Here is a 22,096-nt window from a genome sequence, read left to right as displayed (position 1 = left end):
TCCTCAACGAACAACTTTTTTTATTATACAAAAAAAAAAAAACCACTCCTTAAACACAAAGTAAATTAGTTTAATGTTAATTATTAAGATTTTGTAATAAGCTTTAAAATATGTATCAAAATTACACTACACTACCCGCTTTAGCAAACTAACAAATCTAAACCTATCATTTTTGGCTATAATGAATATGACCAACAATTACAAATATAAGGAATATCTTATGAATAAAACTTTAATTAAAATTTCATCTTCACTAGCCTTTCTTTTTAGCGCTCTAAGTGCGGAAAAAAGCGGATTTTTCTTGCAAGGCTCTTATGAGGTTGGACAAGCTTATTACAACAATAAGCTCATTATCAATGGACAAACTGATTTTAATCGCCACCAAAAGCAAACCACTCAAGGCTTTGGCGTGGGTGTGGGATATAACCAACTCTTTGGACAAAGTGGCTGGGCAGGCTTACGCTATTATGGATTTTATGATTGGGCGGAGGTCAATTTTGGCACACAGCATTTTCCCGAAGGACTTCTAAGCAAAAATGGTCTTAACTCCAATATGAATATTAATACTTATGGCGCTGGAATTGATTTATTGTTGAATTTTGTCAATTTGGATAAATTCAGTATGGGATTATTTGCAGGAATGGCTGTAGGAGGCACTACTTGGAGCCCAAAAGCTAAAAATAGGGATATTGTATGGAATAGCGCCCTTAATGAGCAACAAGCTAAAGAGCTTATGAAAGGGGATTATGAAGATAGCGTGGCACTTAAAAACACGGTCTTTCAATGGCTGTTTCACTTTGGCGTGCGCTCTGTAATTTCTCGCTATACAGGCTTGGAATTAGGCTTTAAAATCCCTATGGCTACAACCCCCTACTTGAATATGACAAGTGGGGACGATAGCTACAAAGAGACTTTTAAACGCATGTATTCATTCAATGTTTCTTACTATATTATCTTTTAGGATTATAAAGAAACATAATCCACTTCTTTAGGCTTTTGCTTGCAAGCGATAAGTTGTTTGCAAGCTTTAACCCCCTCAGAAGTGCCAATCATCAAAAGCTTAGCCTCACTTGCAATAATCGTATCTCCATCTGGCATGGGAATATACTTGCCATCTTTTTGAATAATTCCAATGACAAACGCCTTAGTAACATCTCTAAAATGCGCCTCTCTTAGCTTTCTTAACACAAGCCAACTATACTTTGGCACAATAATTTCTTCTAAGTCTAAAAGCGTGTCTTTTTTATAAATAAAACGCTCCAAAATATTTTCCATATCTGGGCGCACCGCCATTGCACTCACTCTTTGAGCCATAAGCTTTGTAGGTGAGACTACCATATTAGCGCCTAGCTTTTTTAACTTTTCTAAACCCTCATCGCTATGAGCGCTTGCAATAATATAATAAGGCTTGCGGTTTAACTCCTTTTCAAACAAACGCACACTCACCATTAAGGCAACATTTACGGGCAAAATTTTAGAAAATGCTACCACCCCCTTAGCGCTACTTAAGTGGGTTTTTAACATTGCTAAATTGGTATGTGGGTCGCCTACAATATAATAAGGGTATTTATGCTTAATCGCCTCTTCTTCAAAATTAGGGTCATTATCTACCACTACAAAAGGAATTTGAGCGGAGCGAAATTGCTTGCTTAATTCAATGGTGTATTCATTATGATAACAAATGACATAATGGTCTTTAAGTCGTGCGATTTTATAAACCATGCCTTTCTCCTTAATTAATCTTGTCAATGTGCCTTTATTCACCACGCTAATTAAAATCGCTACACTAAAAGCAATAATTCCTGCCCCACAAAACATTAAAATAGAAGTTAAGAAAATACTTACAGGACCAAACTTATTTTCGTTTAATGCGCCAAAGCCTGTTGCAGTCATAGTATAAGTGGTTTGAAAAAATGCTTGCATAAGCGTGTAGTCTTCTAGGGCATAATAACCCAAAGTCCCTAAAAGCACGAATATTTGGATTATTACTAATGGGAGTCTAAAAACCTTAAATTGTTCATAGATTTCTGAATTGAGATTAATCTCAGGCTTGTTTTGTTTGCGCTTTTTAGCCCTTAGAGACCTTATTTTTTTAAACAAAACAAACTCCTAAGTCAAACCAAGCTTGGATACTAGACCTAACAAAAAAGCTTGTTGGTTAAAAATTTTCTCTTTAATCTCTAAGCTGTAGTGCTTAAGGTCATACCCAAGTGTCTCAAAATAAACATGCACACCAAAATTCAAGAAAACCCACTTAAAAATCAATGTCATGTTGGAAGTGTCAAATTCTAGCCTCATTCTTAAGTTAAAATTAGGGGCTAGAAAGAGAGCTTAAGCCCCCTTACGCATAGTTCTTAGCGTAGAAGCAGCCACTCTAATGCGTCTTGTTGTGCCATCATCTAGCTGAACTCTAATAGAGCGTAAGTTAGGGAGTAAGCGACGCTTATTTTTGTTGTTTGCATGACTTACATGATTGCCTACCATAGGACCTTTAGCACTTAATGCACATCTTCTTGCCATAATCTTATCCTTATCTTTAGAAAAATGAATTTAACATTATACTTCATTTAACTTTAAAAATCGCTAATATTCAAAATTTTGCACTCTTTGAGAGATACCCCTTTTAATAGGAGGCACTCAACAAAGTTTTACTTAATCTAATATGGATTATTTATTTTTGAGAGGCTTCAAAAGATTTCTTAACCTTATCAATCGCATCCCTATATTTAGAAATATTTTCTTCTGTAAGCTCTACAACGACTTTTTTCATCACTTCTGCATAAATTCTATTAAGAATTTTATGAATTGCATCTTCTTTATTCTTATCTAAACCATTATGCTCAATCCTATTGGTAGCGCCATAATCAGTATATTGATAGGAAAAAGTATGCGTAATAGCCCTAAAAGTTCCTACCTCTACCCCAAAATCATGGATAACTCTTCCGCTTTCTGGCTCATAGAAATTAAACCATACAGAGCCTGAGCTTTGGTCTACTAGAGTATCTAAATTGGGTTTTGTAGGGTCATTAAGATTCATTTTTAAATCTTCTAAAATTCCTACCCAACCTTTTAAATCCAACACTGAAAAAACTTCTTTTCTCTCTTGTGCGTTCAAGGCATTTTTACCTTTAAAGCGTAAAACCTTGTAACCTCGTTTCTCAAAAATGCTTTGAATTTGATTAGCTAAAGCATCTTGAAATTTATCAATATAGGATTTCAAGTTATCACTCACTTGAATATGGGGTGCTAAAATGGCTACAGAGCGATTCTTTGCTTGGGCTTGAAGAATATGCACCGGATAATTAAAGTTTAAAGGCGTGATATGCTCCGCACTTGTTTGCATTTGTTCATGCTTATGATGCTCAATAGTAGCCTTTTTTGCCTCTTTTGACTCTGCTTTTTTAGTGCTATTGCTCTCATCAAGCGCACAACTAACCAACACACTTGAAAGCCCTACAGCTATCAATATCCTTAGAATACTTTTAAGATTCTTAGACATAAATGAACTTCCCATTTTATAATACTCCAAGACTAAAATAACGATATATAAATCTCATTATACTATTAAAACTGCAAACTTAAGTAAACCATTTTGTGTTAAAATAACAACGAATTGCAACAAATATGCTCGTTTGTTTCAAGCAATCATACTGCAGTATTCAACAATATTTGTTATTGATGATAATATTAAGGAATTTCATGCTCTACTACTTGTATAGCTATTTTAATATCAATCTTTTTCAATACCTAACCTTTAGAGCTGGGCTAGGGTTTTTTATTAGCTTTTTTCTAACGCTTTTTTTAATGCCTAAATTTATTTTATGGGCGAAAGCCAAAAAAGCTAATCAACCGATTTCTAGCTATGTTCCAAGCCACAAAAACAAAAGAGACACTCCTACGATGGGGGGCATTGTTTTTATCTTTGCCACGATAATTGCAAGCTTATTGTGTGCGTCTTTGGATAATCTTTATGTTTTATTAGGGATAGTTGTGCTAGTGGGCTTTAGCTTTGTAGGTTTTAGAGATGATTACACCAAAATTAGTCAAAAAAGTAATGCCGGAATGAGTGCGAAAACAAAATTTAGTATGCTTTTTATCATTTCAGTTTTTGTATCTGTTCTTTTGAGTTTCAAAGGGCTAGATACTTCTTTGTATTTGCCTTTTTTGAAAAACCCTTTGTTTGAAATGCCTATAATCTTAGCCATTAGTTTTTGGGTGTTAGTTTTTTTATCTACAAGTAATGCCGTGAATTTAACCGACGGACTAGATGGTCTAGCCACTGTGCCTAGCATTTTTACTCTACTTAGTCTTTCAGTCTTTGTGTATGTAGCTGGGAATGCTGAATTTTCTAAATACTTGCTCTATCCAAAAGTTGTAGATGCGGGAGAATTGTTTGTAGTCTCTTTAGCTCTCATAGGCTCACTTTTTGGCTTTTTATGGTATAACTGCAACCCTGCAAGCGTGTTTATGGGCGATAGCGGAAGCTTAGCCTTAGGAGGGTTTATTGCTTATAGTGCTATTGTTTCGCACAATGAAATTTTGCTTGTTTTAATGGGGTCTATTTTTGTTGTAGAAACCTTGTCCGTAATTTTACAAGTAGGAAGTTATAAAACTCGTAAAAAACGCCTTTTTTTAATGGCACCCATTCATCATCATTTTGAGCAAAAAGGTTGGGCAGAAAATAAAGTGATTGTGCGTTTTTGGATAATTTCTATGTTAAGTAATTTAATCGCTCTTTTAAGCTTGAAGGTGCGCTAAAAAATGAAAATTTCACTTTTTGGGCATGCAAAAACCACTCTAGCCCTAGCAAGATTTTTTAAAGAGCAACATCACAAAGTGCAATTCTTTGATGACAAATTCACTTCATCTTGCATAGATAATGAAAATTTTCTTTGCTATCCTAGTAGTGAATTTAATCCTAATCATTCAGAACTAGAGATAGTGAGTCCGGGAATTAGCTTTACGCATGCTTTAGTTAAAAAAGCTAAGCATTTAGTGAGCGAATATGATTATATCTATAGCTTGTTTAATCATCATTTTACCCCAACAACCATAAGTATTAGCGGCACGAATGGTAAGACCACAACTACTGAAATGCTCACCATGCTTTTAGAAGATTTTAGAGCAATGAGCGGGGGAAATATCGGAGTGCCTTTAATGGAGCTTTTTAAACAACAAGCGCCTTTATGGGTTTTAGAAACAAGCTCTTTTTCTCTGCATTACACTAACAAGGCTTACCCTTTAATTTATTTGCTTATCAATGTAGAGTCAGACCATTTAACTTGGCATCAAAATTTTGAAAATTACTTGAATGCTAAACTCAAGCCTTTAACCCTTATGCCTAAAACTTCACTCGCTATACTTCCTTCAAAATTTAAAGAACAAACAATCGTCCAAAAATCACAAGCTCAAAAAATCTTTTTTGATAAGAGCAAAGATATTTTAGAAAATTTAGAAATTCCTTTTAATGCCTTGCCTTTTAAAGGGGCATTTTTATTAGACGCTTCTTTAGCTCTTCTAGCCTATCAACAATTTTTAAAAATAAACAACTTCAAATGGCAAGACTATAAAGAAAACGCCCTTAAAAGATTAAGCACTTTTAAAATCGGACTGCATAAAATGGAAGAATTTAGAGACAAAAAGGAGCGTTTGTGGGTAGATGATAGCAAGGCTACCAATATTGATGCGACTTTACAAGCTCTGCAAACCTTTAAAAACCAAAAAATTCATTTGATTGTAGGGGGTGATACTAAGGGCGTTGATTTAACCCCCCTTTTTGAAAAACTTCAACATTATGAAGTGAGTCTTTATGCCATAGGCTCAAGCACAGAGATTATTCAATCCTTAGCACTAAAATTTAATATCGCTTGTAAAGCTTGTTTTGAGCTAGAAAAAGCGGTGCAAGAAATTAAAAGCGTTTTAAAAATGAATGAAGTTGGCTTACTCTCGCCTAGTAGTGCGAGTTTAGACCAATTTTCTTCCTATAAAGAAAGGGGCGAAAAATTTAAAAAGTATGTCTTAGAAGACTAAAGCACTTGAATAACATACTTTTCATTAGAAATTTTTTGAAAAATTTCATCTCGCTCTAGTTCGCTTGAAACTTCAATGGATACATTAAAGCTATAGAATTTACCTGTCTTAGAAGTGTTTTTTAGCTCTAATTTGAAAGGGCGTTGATAAGTTTCTATGAGTTTTTGTAACCAACTCTCATCATTAGTGTTCATAATGACTCTATAATCCCAAAGGCATGGATAATCAATCTTTGGCTTATTGTTTTCTGTATTATCTAAGCTCATCTAAAAATTCCTTAAATGTTATAGGTATAGGTATGGGGTTATGTTTAATGCGATGCACAAATCCCAATTTAATCTCTAAAGCAAAAATTTTAAAAGGCTCTAATTCTTTCAAATCACTACTACACACGCAATAAATCTCTTGAAAAAGCACCACAGAGACCTTTTTAAGCTCTTTAACTTGAGTTTTTATTTCTAAAACTTGCCCCAAACTTGCTGGGGTAAAAAAATCCGCTTTTAAAGAGCGAATCACAAAAAACCCCTCGCTATTTTCTGGCGCTAACGCTCTTTTAAAAAATTCTTCACTCCTTGCTCGTTCGCAATACTTCAAGTAATTCGCATGATAAACTACGCCTTGAGCATCAGTGTCTTCATAATATACCCTACAACGCATTAATCCCTTTCTATTCTATATGACCTAACCAACCTAAATTTACTCAAAAAAGAGTGCGCCAAATTATACAATACTCAGTTAAATGTAGTATAATTAGGGCATTTTTGTTAGATTTATCCCTTTAATTTAAGTAGATTTTTTAAGTAGATTTACTTGCCATTCGCTTAGGATTTTTTAAAAACTAACAACAAAAACAACAACACATTTAACATAATGTTAGAAATCTAGGGAGTTAGCAAGATATAAAATGGGTGGTCATTTTTCAAAAATAGGATTTGTTTTGGCAGCTTTAGGGAGTGCGATAGGTTTGGGACATATTTGGCGCTTTCCCTATGTGGCAGGAGTGAGTGGCGGAGGCGCTTTTGTGCTTTTGTTCTTATTCTTATCTTTAAGCATTGGTGCGGTCATGTTTATTGCAGAAATGCTCCTAGGTCAAAGCACGCAAAAAAACCCCACAGAAGCTTTTAAAGAGCTAGACCCAAGTCCTAAAAAGCGTTGGAAGTATGCGGGCTTATTACTTATCTCTGGCCCATTGGTGCTAACTTTTTATGGCACTATTTTGGGTTGGGTTTTCTATTATTTGGTGGATATTAGCTTTAATCTACCTACAAACATTCAAGAATCTGAGCAGATTTTCAACAACACTTTGCAATCTCTAAATTTGCAAATCATAGGGCTATTTAGCGTATTAGGCTTAACCGGTTTGATTGTATCTAGGGGGATTAAAGAGGGTATTGAAAAGCTTAATTTAGTTTTAATGCCCCTACTTTTTGCAACCTTTTTTGGCTTACTCTTTTATGCGATGACTTTAGATTCTTTTTCTAAAGCCTTTCATTTTATGTTTGATTTCAAGCCACACGATTTGACCCCTCAAGTCTTTACTTCTTCTTTGGGACAAGTTTTCTTTTCATTAAGTATTGGGCTAGGGATTAATATTGCTTATGCTGCCTCAACTGAAAAAACTCAAGACTTGCTTAAAAGCACGCTTTGGGTCGTTATTTCTGGAATTGTTATTTCGCTTGTTGCAGGGCTTATGATTTTTACTTTCGTTTTTGAACATGGGGCTAATATTTCTCAAGGCACAGGGCTAATATTCACTTCTTTACCGGTAGTTTTTGGCAAAATGGGAACTATTGGCATTGTGGTTTCTGTGCTTTTTTTACTAGCTCTTGCCTTTGCTGGAATAACTTCTACGGTGGCGTTATTAGAACCAAGTGTTATGTATTTTACTGATAAATATCAGTGCAAACGCTCTTTGGCTACTTGGGGTGTAATCGCTCTGATTTTTATTGTGGGTGTAGTTTTGATTTTCTCACTACATAATGACTACAAAGAGTCCTTGAGTTTTTTTGGAAAAAATCTCTTTGATTGGCTAGATTTCATCTCAAGCACTATCATTATGCCATTAGGCGGGGTTGCGTCATTTATTTTTATAGGCTGGGTTTTAAGCAAAGAAAAAGTGCGCTCTTTTAGTGCGCATTTTTTAAGCCCTAAACTCTTTGAGGCTTGGTATTTTCTACTCAAATATGTTACGCCCCTAATCGTGCTTTCTATTTGGGCAAGCAAATTATCTTAAGACTATTATAAATCGCTATGGGAAAATTCTCTAAACTAGGCTTTATTTTGGCTACTTTAGGTAGCTCTATAGGACTAGGGCATATTTGGCGCTTTCCCTATATGGTTGGCACTAATGGAGGGAGTGCGTTTGTGCTTTTATACTTAGTGCTAACTCTAAGTCTAGGCATTGCTATGCTTTTAGTGGATATGGTTATTGGAAGTTTAGGTAAAAAAGATGTGGTTTCTAATTATGAAACTTTAGATTTAAAGCACAAAAAATACTATAAATTCACTTCTATTTTTCTCTTAGGTGGCCCGCTCATCTTATCCTTTTATGCGGTGGTGTTAGGTTGGGTACTTTATTATCTCTTTGTGGTTACTTTTGACTTACCCAAAGATTTAGAACAAGCCAAAGCACAATTTAATCTGCTCCAAAACAATAATTTAACTTGGCAAATTATTGGCTTTAGTGCGTGCTTATTCCCTACAATATGGTTTGTTTCTAAAGGCATAAAAGAAGGGATTGAAAAATTAAGCATGGTGCTTATGCCTTTATTGTTTATTATTTTTATAGGGCTTTTAATCTATGCGATAACTTTAGAAAGCTTACCCAAAGCTATTCATTATTTATTTAGTTTTGATTTTCAAAAAATTGATTTTAAGGTGTTTATGGACGCTTTAGGACAAATGTTCTTTTCTTTGAGTTTAGGGGTAGGCACTATTATTACCTATTCCGCTTTCACACCTGAAAAAGAAAATTTACTTAAAAGCTCGCTTTATATTATCTTGCCCGGTATTTTAATCTCTTTAATTGCTGGAGTAATGATTTTTACTTTTGTATTTGAACATCATGTAGATGTAGCTCAAGGGCCGGGTCTAGTTTTTGTATCTTTACCTTTGATTTTTTCTGAAATGGGAATGAGCGGACAGATTATTTCGCTTTTTTTCTTTCTAGCTCTTGCTTTTGCTGGGATTACTTCCACCGTATCGCTTTTAGAACCTTTAGTGCTTTATCTCATCAATCGCTTTAATTTTTCACGCACCAAAGCCTCATTAGTATTAGGCATGGTAGTATATCTTTTAGGCGTCTTAGTCATTTTCTCTATAGATGAGCGCTATGCTAAATCTTTGAGTTTTGCTAATAAAAATGTCTTTGCTTGGATAGATTTTTTAACCTCTTCTTTTTTAATGCCATTAGGAGGATTATTTTCTGTCTTGTTTGTTGGTTGGCTTTTAAATAAAAGTAAGTCCTTGCAAGCAACCAAGCACTTTCTTAATAAAACTTTGTTTGAAATATGGCATTTTAGCGTGCGCTTTATCGCACCTATTGTAATTTTGGCAATTTTTTTATTGCAATTTAAATAAGGACTTGTAATGCGCATAAAATTTTTATGTTTTTTTCTCATAGCTTGCCAATTACAAGGCAAAAAATCTGATTTAGACTATGATTATTATTTACGCAAACAAGATTTACATCTTATTAGAACTAAAAATAATTTAGACAACGCTTGGTATCTTGCCCCAAAAGAAACTCCTAAAGAAAAATCTTGGGCAAGATTTGCTAAAAGGTATTTAGAACTTATTGATTATCAAGGCACTTATTTTTTACCCATTTATCATAGCTTTACCCCCATTTATGAATGGTATCACCCCAATATCAACCCCTATCAAAGGAACGATTTTAAATTCCAAATTAGTTTTAAAATGCCCGTTTTCAAACATCTTCTTTGGACTAAAGGCACATTGTTTTTAGCCTACACCCAAACCAATTGGTTTCAAATCTATAATGACCCACAATCTGCTCCTATGCGTATGGTTAATTATATGCCAGAGCTCATCTATGTCTATCCTATCAACTTTGAACCTTTTGGAGGTAAAATTGGGAATTTTGCTGAGCTATGGATAGGTTGGCAACATATCTCTAATGGCGTAGGCGGGGCTGCATGCTATCAACCCTTTAGCCAAGGAAAGCCAGAAAACCAATTTCCCGGACAGCCTGTTGAAGTCAAAGATTATAACGGACAAAAAAATGTGCGTTGGGGGGGATGCCGTTCTGTGAGTGCAGGTCAGCGCCCGGTATTTCGCTTAGTATGGAAAAAGGGAGGGCTAAAAATTATGGTTGCCTATTGGCCTTATATCCCATATAATCAATCTAATCCTAATTTAATTGATTATATGGGTTATGGCAACGCTAAAATTGATTATCGGCGTGGACGCCATCATTTTGAATTGCAACTTTATGATATTTTTACACAATATTGGCGCTATAAGCGTTGGCATGGAGCGTTTCGCTTGGGCTATACCTATCGCATTAATCCTTATGTGGGGATTTATGCGCAGTGGTTTAATGGTTATGGTGATGGACTCTATGAATATGATGTCTATTCTAATCGCCTAGGCATAGGAATACGCCTAAACCCCTAACAAAGCCCTTTTATGCTATAATATAAGATAAAATTTTCAAGGAAGACACTTATTATGAAAATCAGTGCCAATAAAAACGATTTAGAAATTGCATTACGCTCATTGCAAGCCTTTTTGGATAAAAAAGATGCCTCTTCTATCACTTCTCATATTCATTTAGAAGCTATCAATGACCAACTCTTTTTAAAAGCAAGCGATTCGGATATGGGACTAAAAAGCCATATCTTAGTGCAATCTGTAGAAGATGAGGGTATGGGGACAATCAATGGGAAGAAATTCTTAGACATTATTTCACGCCTAAAAGACGCCAGCCTTATTTTAGAGACTAAAGAAGATGTTTTAATTATCAAACAAAATAAGAGCTCTTTTAAGCTCCCTATGTTTGATGCGAGTGAGTTTCCTGAATTTCCTAGCATAGAGCCAAAAGTAAGCATGAATATTAGCACACCACTTTTAGTTGATGCATTTAAAAAAATTGCGCCTGTTATTGAGCAAAACAGCCACAAAAAAGAATTAGCCGGTGCTTTAATGCAATTTGACAAAGCTAATCAAACTCTTGCTTTAGTTGGCACTGATACAAGGCGCTTATCCTATACTCAGCTAGAGCAAAACGCTATAGAATCCCAAGAGCAAACTTTTTCTTGCATCTTACCTAAGCGTGCCCTTTTAGAAAGCTTAAAACTTTTTTATGAAGATTTTTCTTTTAAAAGCGATGGTATAGTAGCCATTATTGAAAATAGCACACACACCTTTTTTACTAAACTTATTGATGGCAATTACCCAGACTATCAAAAGATTTTACCTAAAGAATATACTTCTAGCTTTACTTTGGATAAAGAAGAATTTAAAGAAAGCATTAAACTATCAAGTTCTTTAAGCGCTAACATTAAGCTTACTTTAGAATCAAATAGTGTGTTGTTTGAATCCTTAGACTCCGAGCATAGTGAGACCGCCAGCACTTCTATTGAGCTTGAAAATGCCCTAGATTTAGAAAACACTTTCAGTCTTGGCGTGAATGCGAAATTCTTCCTTGAGGCTTTAAACGCACTAGGAACAGCGCATTTTACTTTGCATTGCAACGAATCTAGCGCACCTTTCTTACTCCAAGAACCCCTTGATGAAAAACAAAGTCATTTGAGTGCTAAAATTTCCACTTTAATGATGCCAATCACCCTATAAAGGTTTTTTAATGCAAGAATATCAAAGCCATAGTATTAAGGTTTTAAAAGGCTTAGAGGGGGTTAGAAAGCGCCCCGGAATGTATATTGGCGATACCAATGTAGGCGGATTACACCACATGGTGTATGAAGTCGTGGATAACGCCGTAGATGAAAGCATGGCGGGCTTTTGTAACACTATCAATATTACTTTAACCGATGAAGGTTCATGTATTGTAGAGGATAATGGGCGAGGAATCCCTGTTGATATTCACCCTACTGAAAAAATCCCTGCTTGCACCGTGGTTTTAACAGTTCTGCATGCTGGTGGTAAATTTGATAATGATACCTATAAAGTTTCAGGCGGTTTGCATGGCGTGGGCGTTTCTGTCGTGAATGCTCTAAGCAAACGCTTGGTAATGACCATTAAAAAAGAGGGTCAAATCTATCGCCAAGAGTTTGAAAAGGGAATTCCTATTAGTGAGCTTGAAATCATCGGCAAGACGAGAAGTGCTAAAGAAAGTGGCACTACCATTGAGTTCTTCCCCGATGAAAGTGTCATGGAAGTGATTGAGTTTCAAGCGAGCATTTTGCAAAAACGCTTTAAAGAAATGGCGTATCTTAATGATGGTCTAAAAATTTCTTTTAAAGAAGAAAAAACGCAACTTCAAGAGACTTATTTCTATGAAGATGGCTTGAAACAATTTGTCAAAGATAGCGCTAAAAAAGAGTTGCTTACCCCTATTATTTCATTTAAAAGCATGGACGAAGAAACACACACTTCTATAGAAGTCGCTCTAGCGTATGCTGATGACTATAATGAAAACACCTTGAGCTTTGTGAATAATATTAAAACTTCTGAAGGTGGAACGCATGAGGCGGGCTTTAAAATGGGCTTGTCTAAGGCGATTTTGCAATATATTGACAACAACATTAAAACTAAGGAATCTCGCCCTGTTTCTGAAGATATTAAAGAGGGTTTAGTGGCTATTGTGAGCTTAAAAATGAGTGAGCCTTTATTTGAGGGACAGACTAAGTCAAAGCTTGGTAGCTCGTATGTGCGTCCGTTAGTCTCAAAGCTAGTCTATGATAAAATCCATCAATTTTTAGAAGAAAATCCTAACGAGGCTAAAATCATCGCTAATAAAGCCTTGTTAGCCGCTAAAGCTAGAGAAGCGAGCAAGAAAGCAAGAGAGCTTACAAGGAAAAAAGATAATCTAAGTGTGGGCACCTTGCCCGGAAAATTAGCCGATTGTCAAAGCAAAGACCCCATGGAGAGTGAAATCTTTTTGGTAGAGGGTGATAGTGCGGGCGGAAGTGCGAAACAAGGGCGAGATAGGGTTTTTCAAGCGATTTTACCCTTAAAAGGTAAGATTTTAAATGTAGAAAAAAGCCATTTGTCAAAAATCCTAAAATCCGAAGAAATCAAAAACATGATTACGGCTTTTGGGTGTGGCATTCAAGAGAGTTTTGATTTAGAAAAATTGCGTTATCATAAAATCATTATTATGACTGATGCTGATGTAGATGGAAGCCATATCCAAACTTTGCTGATGACCTTTTTCTATCGTTATTTACGCCCACTGATTGAAAATGGGCATGTTTATATCGCTCAAGCTCCCCTTTATAAATACAAGAAAGGCAAGACAGAAATTTATCTTAAAGATAGCGTAGCTTTAGATTATTTTTTAATTGAGCATGGCATTAATTCTGTGAGTGTTGAAGGGATTGGCAAGAATGATTTGATGAGCTTGTTAAAGGTTGTGCGTCATTATCGCTATGTGCTTTTGGAGTTAGAAAAACGCTACAATTTGCTAGAAGTTTTACGCTTTTTGATTGAAACTAAGGACGCTCTAGCCCTTGATACTAAAATTTTAGAAAAAAGCATTTTAGAAAAATTAGAGAGTTTGAACTACCAAGTTTTACGCTCTTTTGCCACAGAAGAGAGTTTGCATTTGCATGTGCAAACCCCTAAGGGCTTAGTGGAATTTAACATGGACGACAATCTCTTTAAAGAAGTGTTGTTTGAAGAAGCAAGTTATACTTATCAAAAACTTATGGCATATAATTTGGATTTCTTAGAAGATAAGGATATTTTGGCGTTTTTAGAAGAAGTGGAAAATCACGCTAAAAAGGGAGCAAGTATCCAACGCTATAAGGGACTAGGTGAGATGAATCCTAATGATTTATGGGAAACAACTATGCATAAAGAAAATCGTAGTTTGGTAAAACTAAAAATACAAGACTTAGAAAAAACTGATGCGATGTTCTCGCTGTGTATGGGCGATGAAGTAGAGCCTAGAAGAGCCTTTATCCAAGCTCATGCTAAAGATGTGAAACAACTAGATGTTTAAGGAAAATTTATCACAACCCCTAAACATTTAACCAAACAAGAGAGCGTGAATTTTTAAGGCTTTCAAACGCCCCCTTATCTGGTAGATTGTGCTTATAAGCTTTTAAAAAAGCATGTAAATATTAAAAATTACACTCTTTTAGATACCGCTTGTGGCGGTATGGAGTTTTTAAGCCTTAATCATTCTAAAAAAATAGGGGCGGATATTGACCCTAATTGCAATGCCTTAGTATGTAATGCATTAGTTAATCCTAAGAGAGAGAATTATGGCATTAGTGAAAACGAGCCTTTAATTATTGTGGGTAATCCCCCCTATAATGATAAAACTTCTTTCAACAAACAAGATATTAAAAGTAAGAATTTTAATTTTGAAATAGACAACGATTTAAAAGCCCGAGATTTAGGGGTAAGTTTTTTAAAATCTTTTGTGGTTTTAAAACCGGCTTTTATTTGCGTGTTACACCCTTTATCTTATCTCATTAAAGAGACTAATTTTAAGGCATTAAAGCAATTTAAGGATAATTACACACTTTTAGATGCCCTTATTATTTCTTCTAAGCACTTTAGCAACGAGTTTCCTATTGTGATAGCCTTGTATCAACAAGGGCAATATGTTTAAAACCGACCATAATACCACGCTATATTTAAACGATTTTGATTATATAGCAAACGATATTTACCCTAACGCTAAAAAGGTTAGTGAGTGTGTAGGCTATTTTTTCCCTATAGCAAGATTAACGCCTTAAAGCACAACAAAACTTTTTTAAAAGCACCAAGTAAAATGCGGTATGACAGTTAAGATAAATTGATTTATTATCAGTATATCCATCATTTTAAAGAAATCGCCCCTAAAATCCCTTATTATTTTGGCAATTTAGATATTGTAATTGATAATTTTGCTTTTTTAAAGATTAAAGACACTTTCTTGAAAGATAAAAGAGTGCGTTTAGAATATTTTAAAACATTGTTTCAAGGACATAATTGTGAGTTTGATTAAAGTTGATACTACTAAAAAAGTGATTGAAATACCCATTCCTTTAACTTCCATTTCAGGCAAAGTGCGTGTGAAAATTAGGCATGCTTTTAGTGATTATGGTATTTCTACAGCGACTAGAAAAATCCCTTTTAGCTTAAAGCACTATATAGAGTGGCGTAAATCGGTTATGATGTTCCTATTAAGGATAAAGAGAAATTTGAACTCACTACTTTAAAAGACGAAAAATTTCATTTTTTAGGAGCTAATGGCAAAGAAAAACGCTTTATGAATTGAGTGAAATTATTTATTATGCCAAACAATTAAATTTGATTAGCCTAGAAAGTTTAGAAAATACTCTAACATATTTAGAAAAACAAGAACAATTTATAGAAGATTGCTTTATTATCACAAGAGAAAGGTTTGAGAGTGCATAAATTTAATGGTTTAGATTTTGAACTCTCGCATATTTCTTATCCTTTGCTTATTTGCTCTTTTAGCGATAATCAACTAAGCGAAATTGTTATAAGAGAGCAACAATATGGCTCTAAAACTCAAGCGATGCTCTATTATTGCTTTTCTATTTTAGAACTAAAAACTTCCACACAACTACTAGATAGAACGGCTACACTTAAAGAACATGCTATTTTAACCATTAATCAAACCAACGCTTTTATATTCCTAGAAATGCTTAAAATTTTTGGACTATTAAGCCAAGCTCATCATAAAGATTGTTAAATATCTTAAAAATTATCATTAATCCTTAAGTGTCAAGGTTATGCCAAAATAATACCGACTTAACCTAATCAGTATTGATTGGAAAGACTTTATAATAAGAAAAAATTCAAACGACACAAAGAATATCTTTTAAAAAGCTCTTATATTTATTGCAATAAAATATTTCAAGACCACTTTAGCCAAATATCAATTATCAAAACATCTTCATGCACCTAAAAATATCAATTTATCATATTTTTGTCAAAAATTCCCATACAGATGCTTATCTGTTGCCATAACTATACCACCAAATAGAATTACCCAAACCATTTTAATAAGACTATATTTTAAGATAAGCTTTAATAAAATATTTCACGCATAAAAAACTATCTCTAAAAAACTTAAATTACCAATTAAAAACAAAGCGATGAAAAGAAGTTCAAAAAGAATAAGAGCCAAAAAAAGTTTTTTTGCTAAAACCCCAAGCCCTCTTATTAAAAAGTTCCCCCTCCTCTATTAAAAGTTATTTTTTAGCCTTAATTTCTTGTAGTGCCTTACAGCTATCCTTAAAGCCCAGATTGCACCCTTGTTCATAGAAAGTAACTGCCTTAGCAATATCTTTTTCTACGCCCCTACCATTATAATACATCGTTCCTAGATTATGGCAACTGCTCTCATCTTTTAAATGGCAACCCTTAGCATAAAATGGCAATGCGAGTCTATGGTTCTTTTCCACACCTTCACCATTCTCATACATATATCCTAAGCTCGCACAGCTTGAGGCATTTTTCAAATGACAACCTTTTTTAAAGAATACAAATGCTTGATTAAGGTCTTTTGAAATACCCTTACCATCACGATACATATATCCTACTAAATGACAGCCAAACCCATATTTGAGTGTGCATGCTTGCTTACTAAATTCAAAAGCTTGTTTGTAATCTTTTTCAACACCCATACCCTTAAAATACATATACCCTAAGCTAGAACAACTTACAGCACCCTTTAGCTCACAACCCTTTTTATAGTAAGAAATCGCTTTAGGGTAGCTCTTTTCTACGCCCTCGCCATCTTCATACATAGAGGCTAAGCTCGCACAGCTAACACCATTTCTTAGCTCACAACCCTTTTTATAGTAAGAAATCGCTTGAGGGTAGCTCTTTTCTACGCCCTCGCCATCTTCATACATAGAGGCTAAGCTCGCACAGCTAACACCATTTCTTAGCTCACAACCCTTTTTATAGTAAGAAATCGCTTTAGGGTAGCTCTTTTCTACGCCCTCGCCATCTTCATACATAGAGGCTAAGCTCGCACAGCTAACACCATTTCTTAGCTCACAACCCTTAGCATAGAAAGACACAGCTTGCTTATAATGCCCATTCTTTAAGCTCTCATCGCCCTTTTTTAGCAAGTCTGCAGGGGTTATAGCTCCCAAAACACTAGCTCCACCCACTGCCATTAACAACATCAAACTTAATTTTCTCGTTAAATTGCTTATCATTGCGTTCCTCAATATCCTAACTTTAGTTTCAAAATAGATTGAAACTTCAATTTGAATTGCCTATTATAATACAATATCACTTACAATGGCATTAAAAACTAAAAACTTGATACAATAAACTAATAATACCATTTTATCAAAGAACTTGTATAAATCCCCCAATAACTAGGCAATAGATTGCTTAAAAACACCTACTCAAAAACAAAATAAAATAAATCACTCTTAAAAATTATAACTCACTAATGCGGTTACACTTCTTCCGGGAGCTGGCTCTCTGCCCCCCCATGAAGTGCCAATACCTCTAAAATAATATTTCATATTAAAGAGATTATTCACTTGCAAACTTGCTGTGATTTGCTGTCTGCCACTCTCCCATAAGACTTGAGAGACTTGAATATTCCATACCCAATACCATGGCAAAATCCCATAAGTTTGGTTTTCAAAAAGTCCGGCATACTCGCCCTTTTTATGCTCGTGCAAAATAATTGTTTTTTCTTGAACATGGTTTAAAATATCGCTATAACTACGAGAATAAAAATAACTGCTCAAGCCAAAAGTCGTGCCTTTGTAAGTATAGCTGGCATCTAATACGAATTGATTAGGGCTAGTGAAAGGAAGTCTTTTATTCTTAATATCTTGCCCATCATGGTAGCGATTATTCGTGATTCTAGCATCTATATAAGTGTAAGACGCATGGATATTAAGCCCTCTAATAGGCTTGAGATACAATTCTAATTCCACGCCTTGAGAGAGGGCATTTACAGGTCTGCTTGCATAACGCCCCGTATAATAGTTATTGGCATAAATAGCAAAATAATTCGCATTAAAACTTAACAAGTCATTTAAAGCATATCTTGCCCCAGCCTCAAATTCATCAAAGACTTGAAAATAATGCGTGTTCCAACCATTGAGATTATATTGTGGGGGAATGTAAGAGCGCATATAATTAGCATAGATATTAAGCCCTTTAAGAGGTCTGTAAGCGATATTGACAGCAGGATTGATTTGATTAAAATGCGTTTTTTTACTTCCCTTATTTTCTACAAAATGATAGTTTAAAAAGGTGTAGCGAAATCCGGGGGCAACAACCAGCTTATCATTAAAAAATTTCATCTCATCAGAAAGATAAAATGCGGTGTAATTATTCAATAATTTGGTAGGCAAACCCATTTCTTTAGTAACACCCTTAGAGGTTTTAAACCCATGCGTATCATAAGTATCTTCTGTCATAAACCTTAAGCCCATCACTAAATCTTGCTTGATATAGCGTGTGTTATTGATAGAGAGTTTGAGCTTAGGCTCAAAGGCATTCACTACATAACGGCGTGCGTTATTAAGTATCGTGTTAGTGTCTTTAGAATAAATGGGGGCGATATTTGGGTTTAGATTCACACTCATAAAGCTACTTTCTAAAGCATAATCCCTACTCATATCATGCGTAAAATAGCTGAAACTAAACTCCCCATAGACCTTATCGCTATCTCCAAAAGTGTTTTTATACTCTAAGCCATAGCGTTTGGAATTACCTGATAGAGCGTTATTAGGGCGTAAATTTTGGAAACGATTTTCTTTATAGTCTCTAATGGCTAAAGAGCCGGGGTTCTTAGCAAAAGAATTATAATACTGATAATACATTTTTAAAACATTATTACTATTGATTTGATACAAGCCTTCTAGCATGTAGTTTTGCAAATTGGTGGGCGAATTGTCTCTAAAGCCTTGCCCCTTAATCCAATTCGCACTCGCTTGGATACCAAAATGCTTGTTTATCATGCCCCCTGTTCTTAAAAAAGTGTTATAAAGCATGTTGTTAGCCAAGGGGTTTTTAGATTTAGGGTCATAAAATCCGCCATTTTTAGACTTACCCCAAAAGGTAATGCGCTCACTCACTTGATTTTCCCATTTAGTCGGTATGGCCTTAGTGATGAAATTAAACACCCCACCAAAAGTGTTAGGCCCATATTGCACACTCGCCCCACCCTTAATCACATCAATTCTATCAATCATTTGAAAAGTAATAGGAAAGACTGAAAGCTGGATTTTAGAATACGGAGCTGGGGTGATAGGCACGCCATTTTCTAAAAATAAGCCCGCATTAGAATGCCCAGCACCTCCGCCCCCAAACCCACGCAATGAAATACTAGGCATAACCCCAGTGCCTGTATTATTTCTAATCTGCACGCCCGGCACATTTTGCAAAGCCTCTTCAATGCTTTGATTGGCTGTTTTTTTAAGTTGCTTGTTAGAAATAATAGTGCGACTGCCTGTGAAATTTTTCACCCTCTCATCTTCATAGCTATTAGGAAACGCTTTCAAACGATTTTTAGTGGTTTGCACTTTAGAGAGCGTTTTGGTATCCATAGCATTTAATATTAATGGCACACAAATACAAAAAAATACAGCCAAATACTTATACATTCAAAGCCCTAATAAGAGAGATTAAAAACTACAATACAGATAGCGATATTATAAAATAAAAAATATTAAAAAGAGTTAAATTAATTTTTTAATCCACTAGCACCCCCCCATACTAGCTTAAAAGATTAATGCGAGCAACCTTGAGTTTGTGTAGGCTGAATATCCTTATTATCAGCTAATTTTTCATGCTCTACTTTGTCTAAAAAGGCGTTTAAATTTTGTGCCATTTTTTCAAAGATTTTAGCACTCACGCTATTAGGATGAGAGATAATAATCGGTTCGCCCTTATCCCCACCAATACGCACTTTAGGTTCTAGGGGGAGCTCAGCTAAGATTTGTGTGTTATAAGTTTCTAGTAATTCATTCATAGAATTTGAGCCAAAAATCTCGCTCTCTTTGTCACAATGCTCACACACAAATGTTCCCATATTTTCTACAATACCGGCAATAGGAATGTGTAATTTCTTAAACATATCTAAACTTCTTTTAGCGTCATCTAAACTCACAATTTGGGGTGTAGTAACAGTTATTCCTGCACTTAGTGGCACTGCTTGAGCTAAAGTAAGCTGTGCATCGCCTGTGCCTGGGGGCATATCCACTACTAACACATCTAAATCCCCCCAAATAATATCGCTTAGCATTTGCTCAATCGCTCGCATAAGCATAGGTCCTCGCCAAATGAGACTCTGCCCTTCATCATACAAAAGCCCCATACTCATCACAGAAACCCCAAAAGCTTTTAAAGGAATGAGTTTTTTACCGCTTGGGTCAGTAATAACATCAGCGTTTTGTAAGCCCATCATTCTAGGAATATTAGGCCCATAAACATCAGCGTCTAATAACCCCACTTTTTTACCCAAATTCGCTAAAGCAATGCTTAAATTCACGCTCGTTGTGCTTTTACCCACACCGCCCTTACCAGAGCTTACCATAACTACATGCTTAATATTTTTAGCTAGATTTTTGGTAGTGGGCTTTGGGGCTTGTGGTTTAGGTGGGGTTTTAATATCTAAATTCACTTCCTTAACACCGATTTCTTGCACAGCTTTTGAGATATGTTCTCTTAAAATCTCGCTTGTTTCTTCAGAACTTGAAGGAATTTCTACCAAAAGCCCTAATTTATTTTCATGCAAAGTGATGTTTTTAACAAATCCAAAGCTGACAATATCCTTTTCAAAATTAGGATAGATAATCTTTTTTAATGCGTTTAAAATGTCTTCTTGCGTAAGCATTTTACTCCTTAAAATGATAAATAAAGACTTCTTATAGCATAATTTGTTTAACAAAACGCTTTTTAATTTTGCTTTCATTTCTTTTTGGCTGTGTTTTTGGTTTAACAAGATTAATTTTTTAAAAAATTTTTAGTTATAATTTGAGTCTAGGGAAGTTAAATGCCTAAAGAAGGTAGGACTTCTCTAGGCATTTTCTCCCTAAAAAATTTATTTTTTAAAGGAGAAAAAATGAACTACATTGTTATTATAACAATAATTTGCGCAATTTTAGTAACACCTTGTTATTAAAATTGTTGGGGGAGCTAAAACTCCCTCTTAATTATTGTTAATAACGATGTTTTCATTTTCTTAGAAACTCCATTTTTTAAATCTCTAAAAATTGCTTTTGATTGTTTAGTTGGTTGACAAGATTAGTTTTTAAAAAGTTTTTTAGTTATAATTTGAGTCTAGGGAAGCTAATGCCTAAAGAAGGTCGCAACTTCTCTAGGCATTTACTCTCTAATCCAAATTTGGAAAGGAGTAAGTATGAGAACTGCTGTAATTGTAGCATTATTATGCATGATTTTAGTAACTTTTTGTTATTAATTTTCATGGGGGGTGTTAAACCCCCCTACATTACGATGTTTTCATTTTCTTAAGAACTTCATTTTTAAATTTTTAAAAGCTCTTTTATCTTTGATTTATTTAGTTGGTTGACAAACAAGATTAATTTTTTAAAAAATTTTTAGTTATAATTTGAGTCTAGGGAAGTTAAATGCCTAAAGAAGGTAGCAACTTCTCTAGGCGTTTTCTCCCTAAAAATCTTACTTTTTGAAAGGAGAAGACATGAAATACATTGTTATTATAGCAATAATTTGCGCAATTTTAGTAACACCTTGTTATTAAAATTGTTGGGGGAGCTAAAACTCCCTCTTAATTATTGTTAATAACGATGTTTTCATTTTCTTAAAAACTTCATTTTTAAATTTTTAAAAGCTCTTTTATCTTTGATTTATTTAGTTGGTTGACAAGATTAATTTTTTAAAAAATTTTTAGTTATAATTTGAGTCTAGGGAAGTTAATGCCTAAAGAAGGTAA

16 protein-coding genes and 2 pseudogenes are annotated in these 22,096 nt (G+C 34.7%); 10 read left to right on the top strand and 8 right to left on the bottom strand.

Features of this window, described 5'->3' with window-relative positions; translation table 11 throughout:
* Positions 1-220 precede the first annotated feature (220 nt).
* Positions 221-961 (top strand): outer membrane protein, encoded by a 741-nt coding sequence (locus tag HCW_RS03950; protein ID WP_014660929.1) that lies wholly within the window; start codon positions 221-223, stop codon positions 959-961.
* Positions 962-963: 2 nt separating this feature from the next.
* On the opposite strand, the gene HCW_RS03945 is transcribed toward HCW_RS03950, so the two are convergent.
* From HCW_RS03945 to HCW_RS03935, 3 genes are all read right to left on the bottom strand, one after another.
* On the bottom strand, positions 964-2,100 hold the full coding sequence (locus HCW_RS03945) for a potassium channel family protein (RefSeq protein ID WP_014660928.1): 1,137 nt from the start codon (positions 2,098-2,100) through the stop codon (positions 964-966).
* A gap of 231 nt (positions 2,101-2,331) precedes the next feature.
* Positions 2,332-2,520 carry a 50S ribosomal protein L28 gene (gene rpmB, locus HCW_RS03940; protein ID WP_014660927.1) on the bottom strand — a complete coding sequence of 63 codons (189 nt, stop codon included), beginning with the start codon at positions 2,518-2,520 and terminating at the stop codon, positions 2,332-2,334.
* A 151-nt stretch (positions 2,521-2,671) separates the two neighbouring features.
* Entirely contained in the window at positions 2,672-3,514 is an 843-nt protein-coding gene (locus HCW_RS03935) for an HpaA family protein (protein ID WP_043902617.1), read from the bottom strand.
* A 185-nt stretch (positions 3,515-3,699) separates the two neighbouring features.
* On the opposite strand from HCW_RS03935, the gene mraY reads away from it, so the two are divergent.
* Both mraY and murD read left to right on the top strand, forming a co-directional pair.
* Positions 3,700-4,758, top strand: coding sequence for a phospho-N-acetylmuramoyl-pentapeptide-transferase (mraY, locus tag HCW_RS03930; protein ID WP_014660925.1), 1,059 nt, complete (start codon positions 3,700-3,702; stop codon positions 4,756-4,758).
* A 3-nt stretch (positions 4,759-4,761) separates the two neighbouring features.
* The gene (murD, locus tag HCW_RS03925) at positions 4,762-6,030 is read left to right on the top strand and encodes a UDP-N-acetylmuramoyl-L-alanine--D-glutamate ligase (RefSeq protein ID WP_014660924.1); all 1,269 of its coding nucleotides are present in this window, start codon (positions 4,762-4,764) and stop codon (positions 6,028-6,030) included.
* On the opposite strand, the gene HCW_RS03920 is transcribed toward murD, so the two are convergent.
* Both HCW_RS03920 and HCW_RS03915 read right to left on the bottom strand, forming a co-directional pair.
* A complete protein-coding gene (locus tag HCW_RS03920; protein ID WP_014660923.1) occupies positions 6,027-6,296 on the bottom strand; it encodes a DUF493 domain-containing protein in 270 nt (89 codons plus the stop codon). The two genes, murD and HCW_RS03920, sit on opposite strands and share 4 nt — an antisense overlap.
* On the bottom strand, positions 6,283-6,687 hold the full coding sequence (locus HCW_RS03915) for a YbgC/FadM family acyl-CoA thioesterase (protein WP_014660922.1): 405 nt from the start codon (positions 6,685-6,687) through the stop codon (positions 6,283-6,285). The genes HCW_RS03920 and HCW_RS03915 overlap by 14 nt, the downstream gene beginning before the upstream one ends.
* Positions 6,688-6,934: 247 nt before the next feature.
* On the opposite strand from HCW_RS03915, the gene HCW_RS03910 reads away from it, so the two are divergent.
* From HCW_RS03910 to HCW_RS09720, 7 genes and pseudogenes are all read left to right on the top strand, one after another.
* The gene (locus HCW_RS03910) at positions 6,935-8,263 is read left to right on the top strand and encodes a sodium-dependent transporter (RefSeq protein ID WP_014660921.1); all 1,329 of its coding nucleotides are present in this window, start codon (positions 6,935-6,937) and stop codon (positions 8,261-8,263) included.
* 17 nt (positions 8,264-8,280) lie between these two features.
* The gene (locus HCW_RS03905) at positions 8,281-9,609 is read left to right on the top strand and encodes a sodium-dependent transporter (RefSeq protein ID WP_014660920.1); all 1,329 of its coding nucleotides are present in this window, start codon (positions 8,281-8,283) and stop codon (positions 9,607-9,609) included.
* A gap of 9 nt (positions 9,610-9,618) precedes the next feature.
* The gene (locus HCW_RS03900; RefSeq protein WP_014660919.1) at positions 9,619-10,668 is read left to right on the top strand and encodes a phospholipase A; all 1,050 of its coding nucleotides are present in this window, start codon (positions 9,619-9,621) and stop codon (positions 10,666-10,668) included.
* Between the two features lie 54 nt (positions 10,669-10,722).
* Complete coding sequence (gene dnaN / locus HCW_RS03895; RefSeq protein ID WP_014660918.1) at positions 10,723-11,847, top strand: DNA polymerase III subunit beta; 1,125 nt, start codon at positions 10,723-10,725, stop codon at positions 11,845-11,847.
* 10 nt (positions 11,848-11,857) lie between these two features.
* A complete protein-coding gene (gyrB, locus tag HCW_RS03890; protein WP_014660917.1) occupies positions 11,858-14,179 on the top strand; it encodes a DNA topoisomerase (ATP-hydrolyzing) subunit B in 2,322 nt (773 codons plus the stop codon).
* Positions 14,180-14,257: 78 nt separating this feature from the next.
* Positions 14,258-15,175: pseudogene (locus HCW_RS03885) on the top strand (adenine methyltransferase).
* Positions 15,162-15,889: pseudogene (locus tag HCW_RS09720) on the top strand (R.Pab1 family restriction endonuclease). Before HCW_RS03885 ends, HCW_RS09720 begins: the two co-directional pseudogenes overlap by 14 nt.
* A 502-nt stretch (positions 15,890-16,391) precedes the next feature.
* On the opposite strand, the gene HCW_RS03875 reads toward HCW_RS09720, so the two are convergent.
* The 3 genes from HCW_RS03875 to HCW_RS03865 all read right to left on the bottom strand — a co-directional run bounded on the left by HCW_RS03875 (position 16,392) and on the right by HCW_RS03865 (position 21,097).
* Complete coding sequence (locus HCW_RS03875; RefSeq protein WP_014660916.1) at positions 16,392-17,369, bottom strand: tetratricopeptide repeat protein; 978 nt, start codon at positions 17,367-17,369, stop codon at positions 16,392-16,394.
* Between the two features lie 222 nt (positions 17,370-17,591).
* A complete protein-coding gene (locus tag HCW_RS03870) occupies positions 17,592-19,787 on the bottom strand; it encodes a TonB-dependent receptor family protein (protein ID WP_014660915.1) in 2,196 nt (731 codons plus the stop codon).
* A 125-nt stretch (positions 19,788-19,912) separates the two neighbouring features.
* Positions 19,913-21,097, bottom strand: a complete 1,185-nt coding sequence (locus tag HCW_RS03865) for an Mrp/NBP35 family ATP-binding protein (protein WP_081478656.1) — start codon at positions 21,095-21,097, stop codon at positions 19,913-19,915.
* Positions 21,098-22,096 lie beyond the last annotated feature (999 nt).

Origin of the sequence: Helicobacter cetorum MIT 00-7128, from assembly GCF_000259255.1 — a bacterium.
Taxonomy (GTDB): Bacteria; Campylobacterota; Campylobacteria; order Campylobacterales; family Helicobacteraceae; genus Helicobacter; species Helicobacter cetorum_B.
The sequence above is the reverse complement of the archived record's forward strand: the minus strand, read 5'-3'. Positions and strand labels throughout refer to the sequence as shown.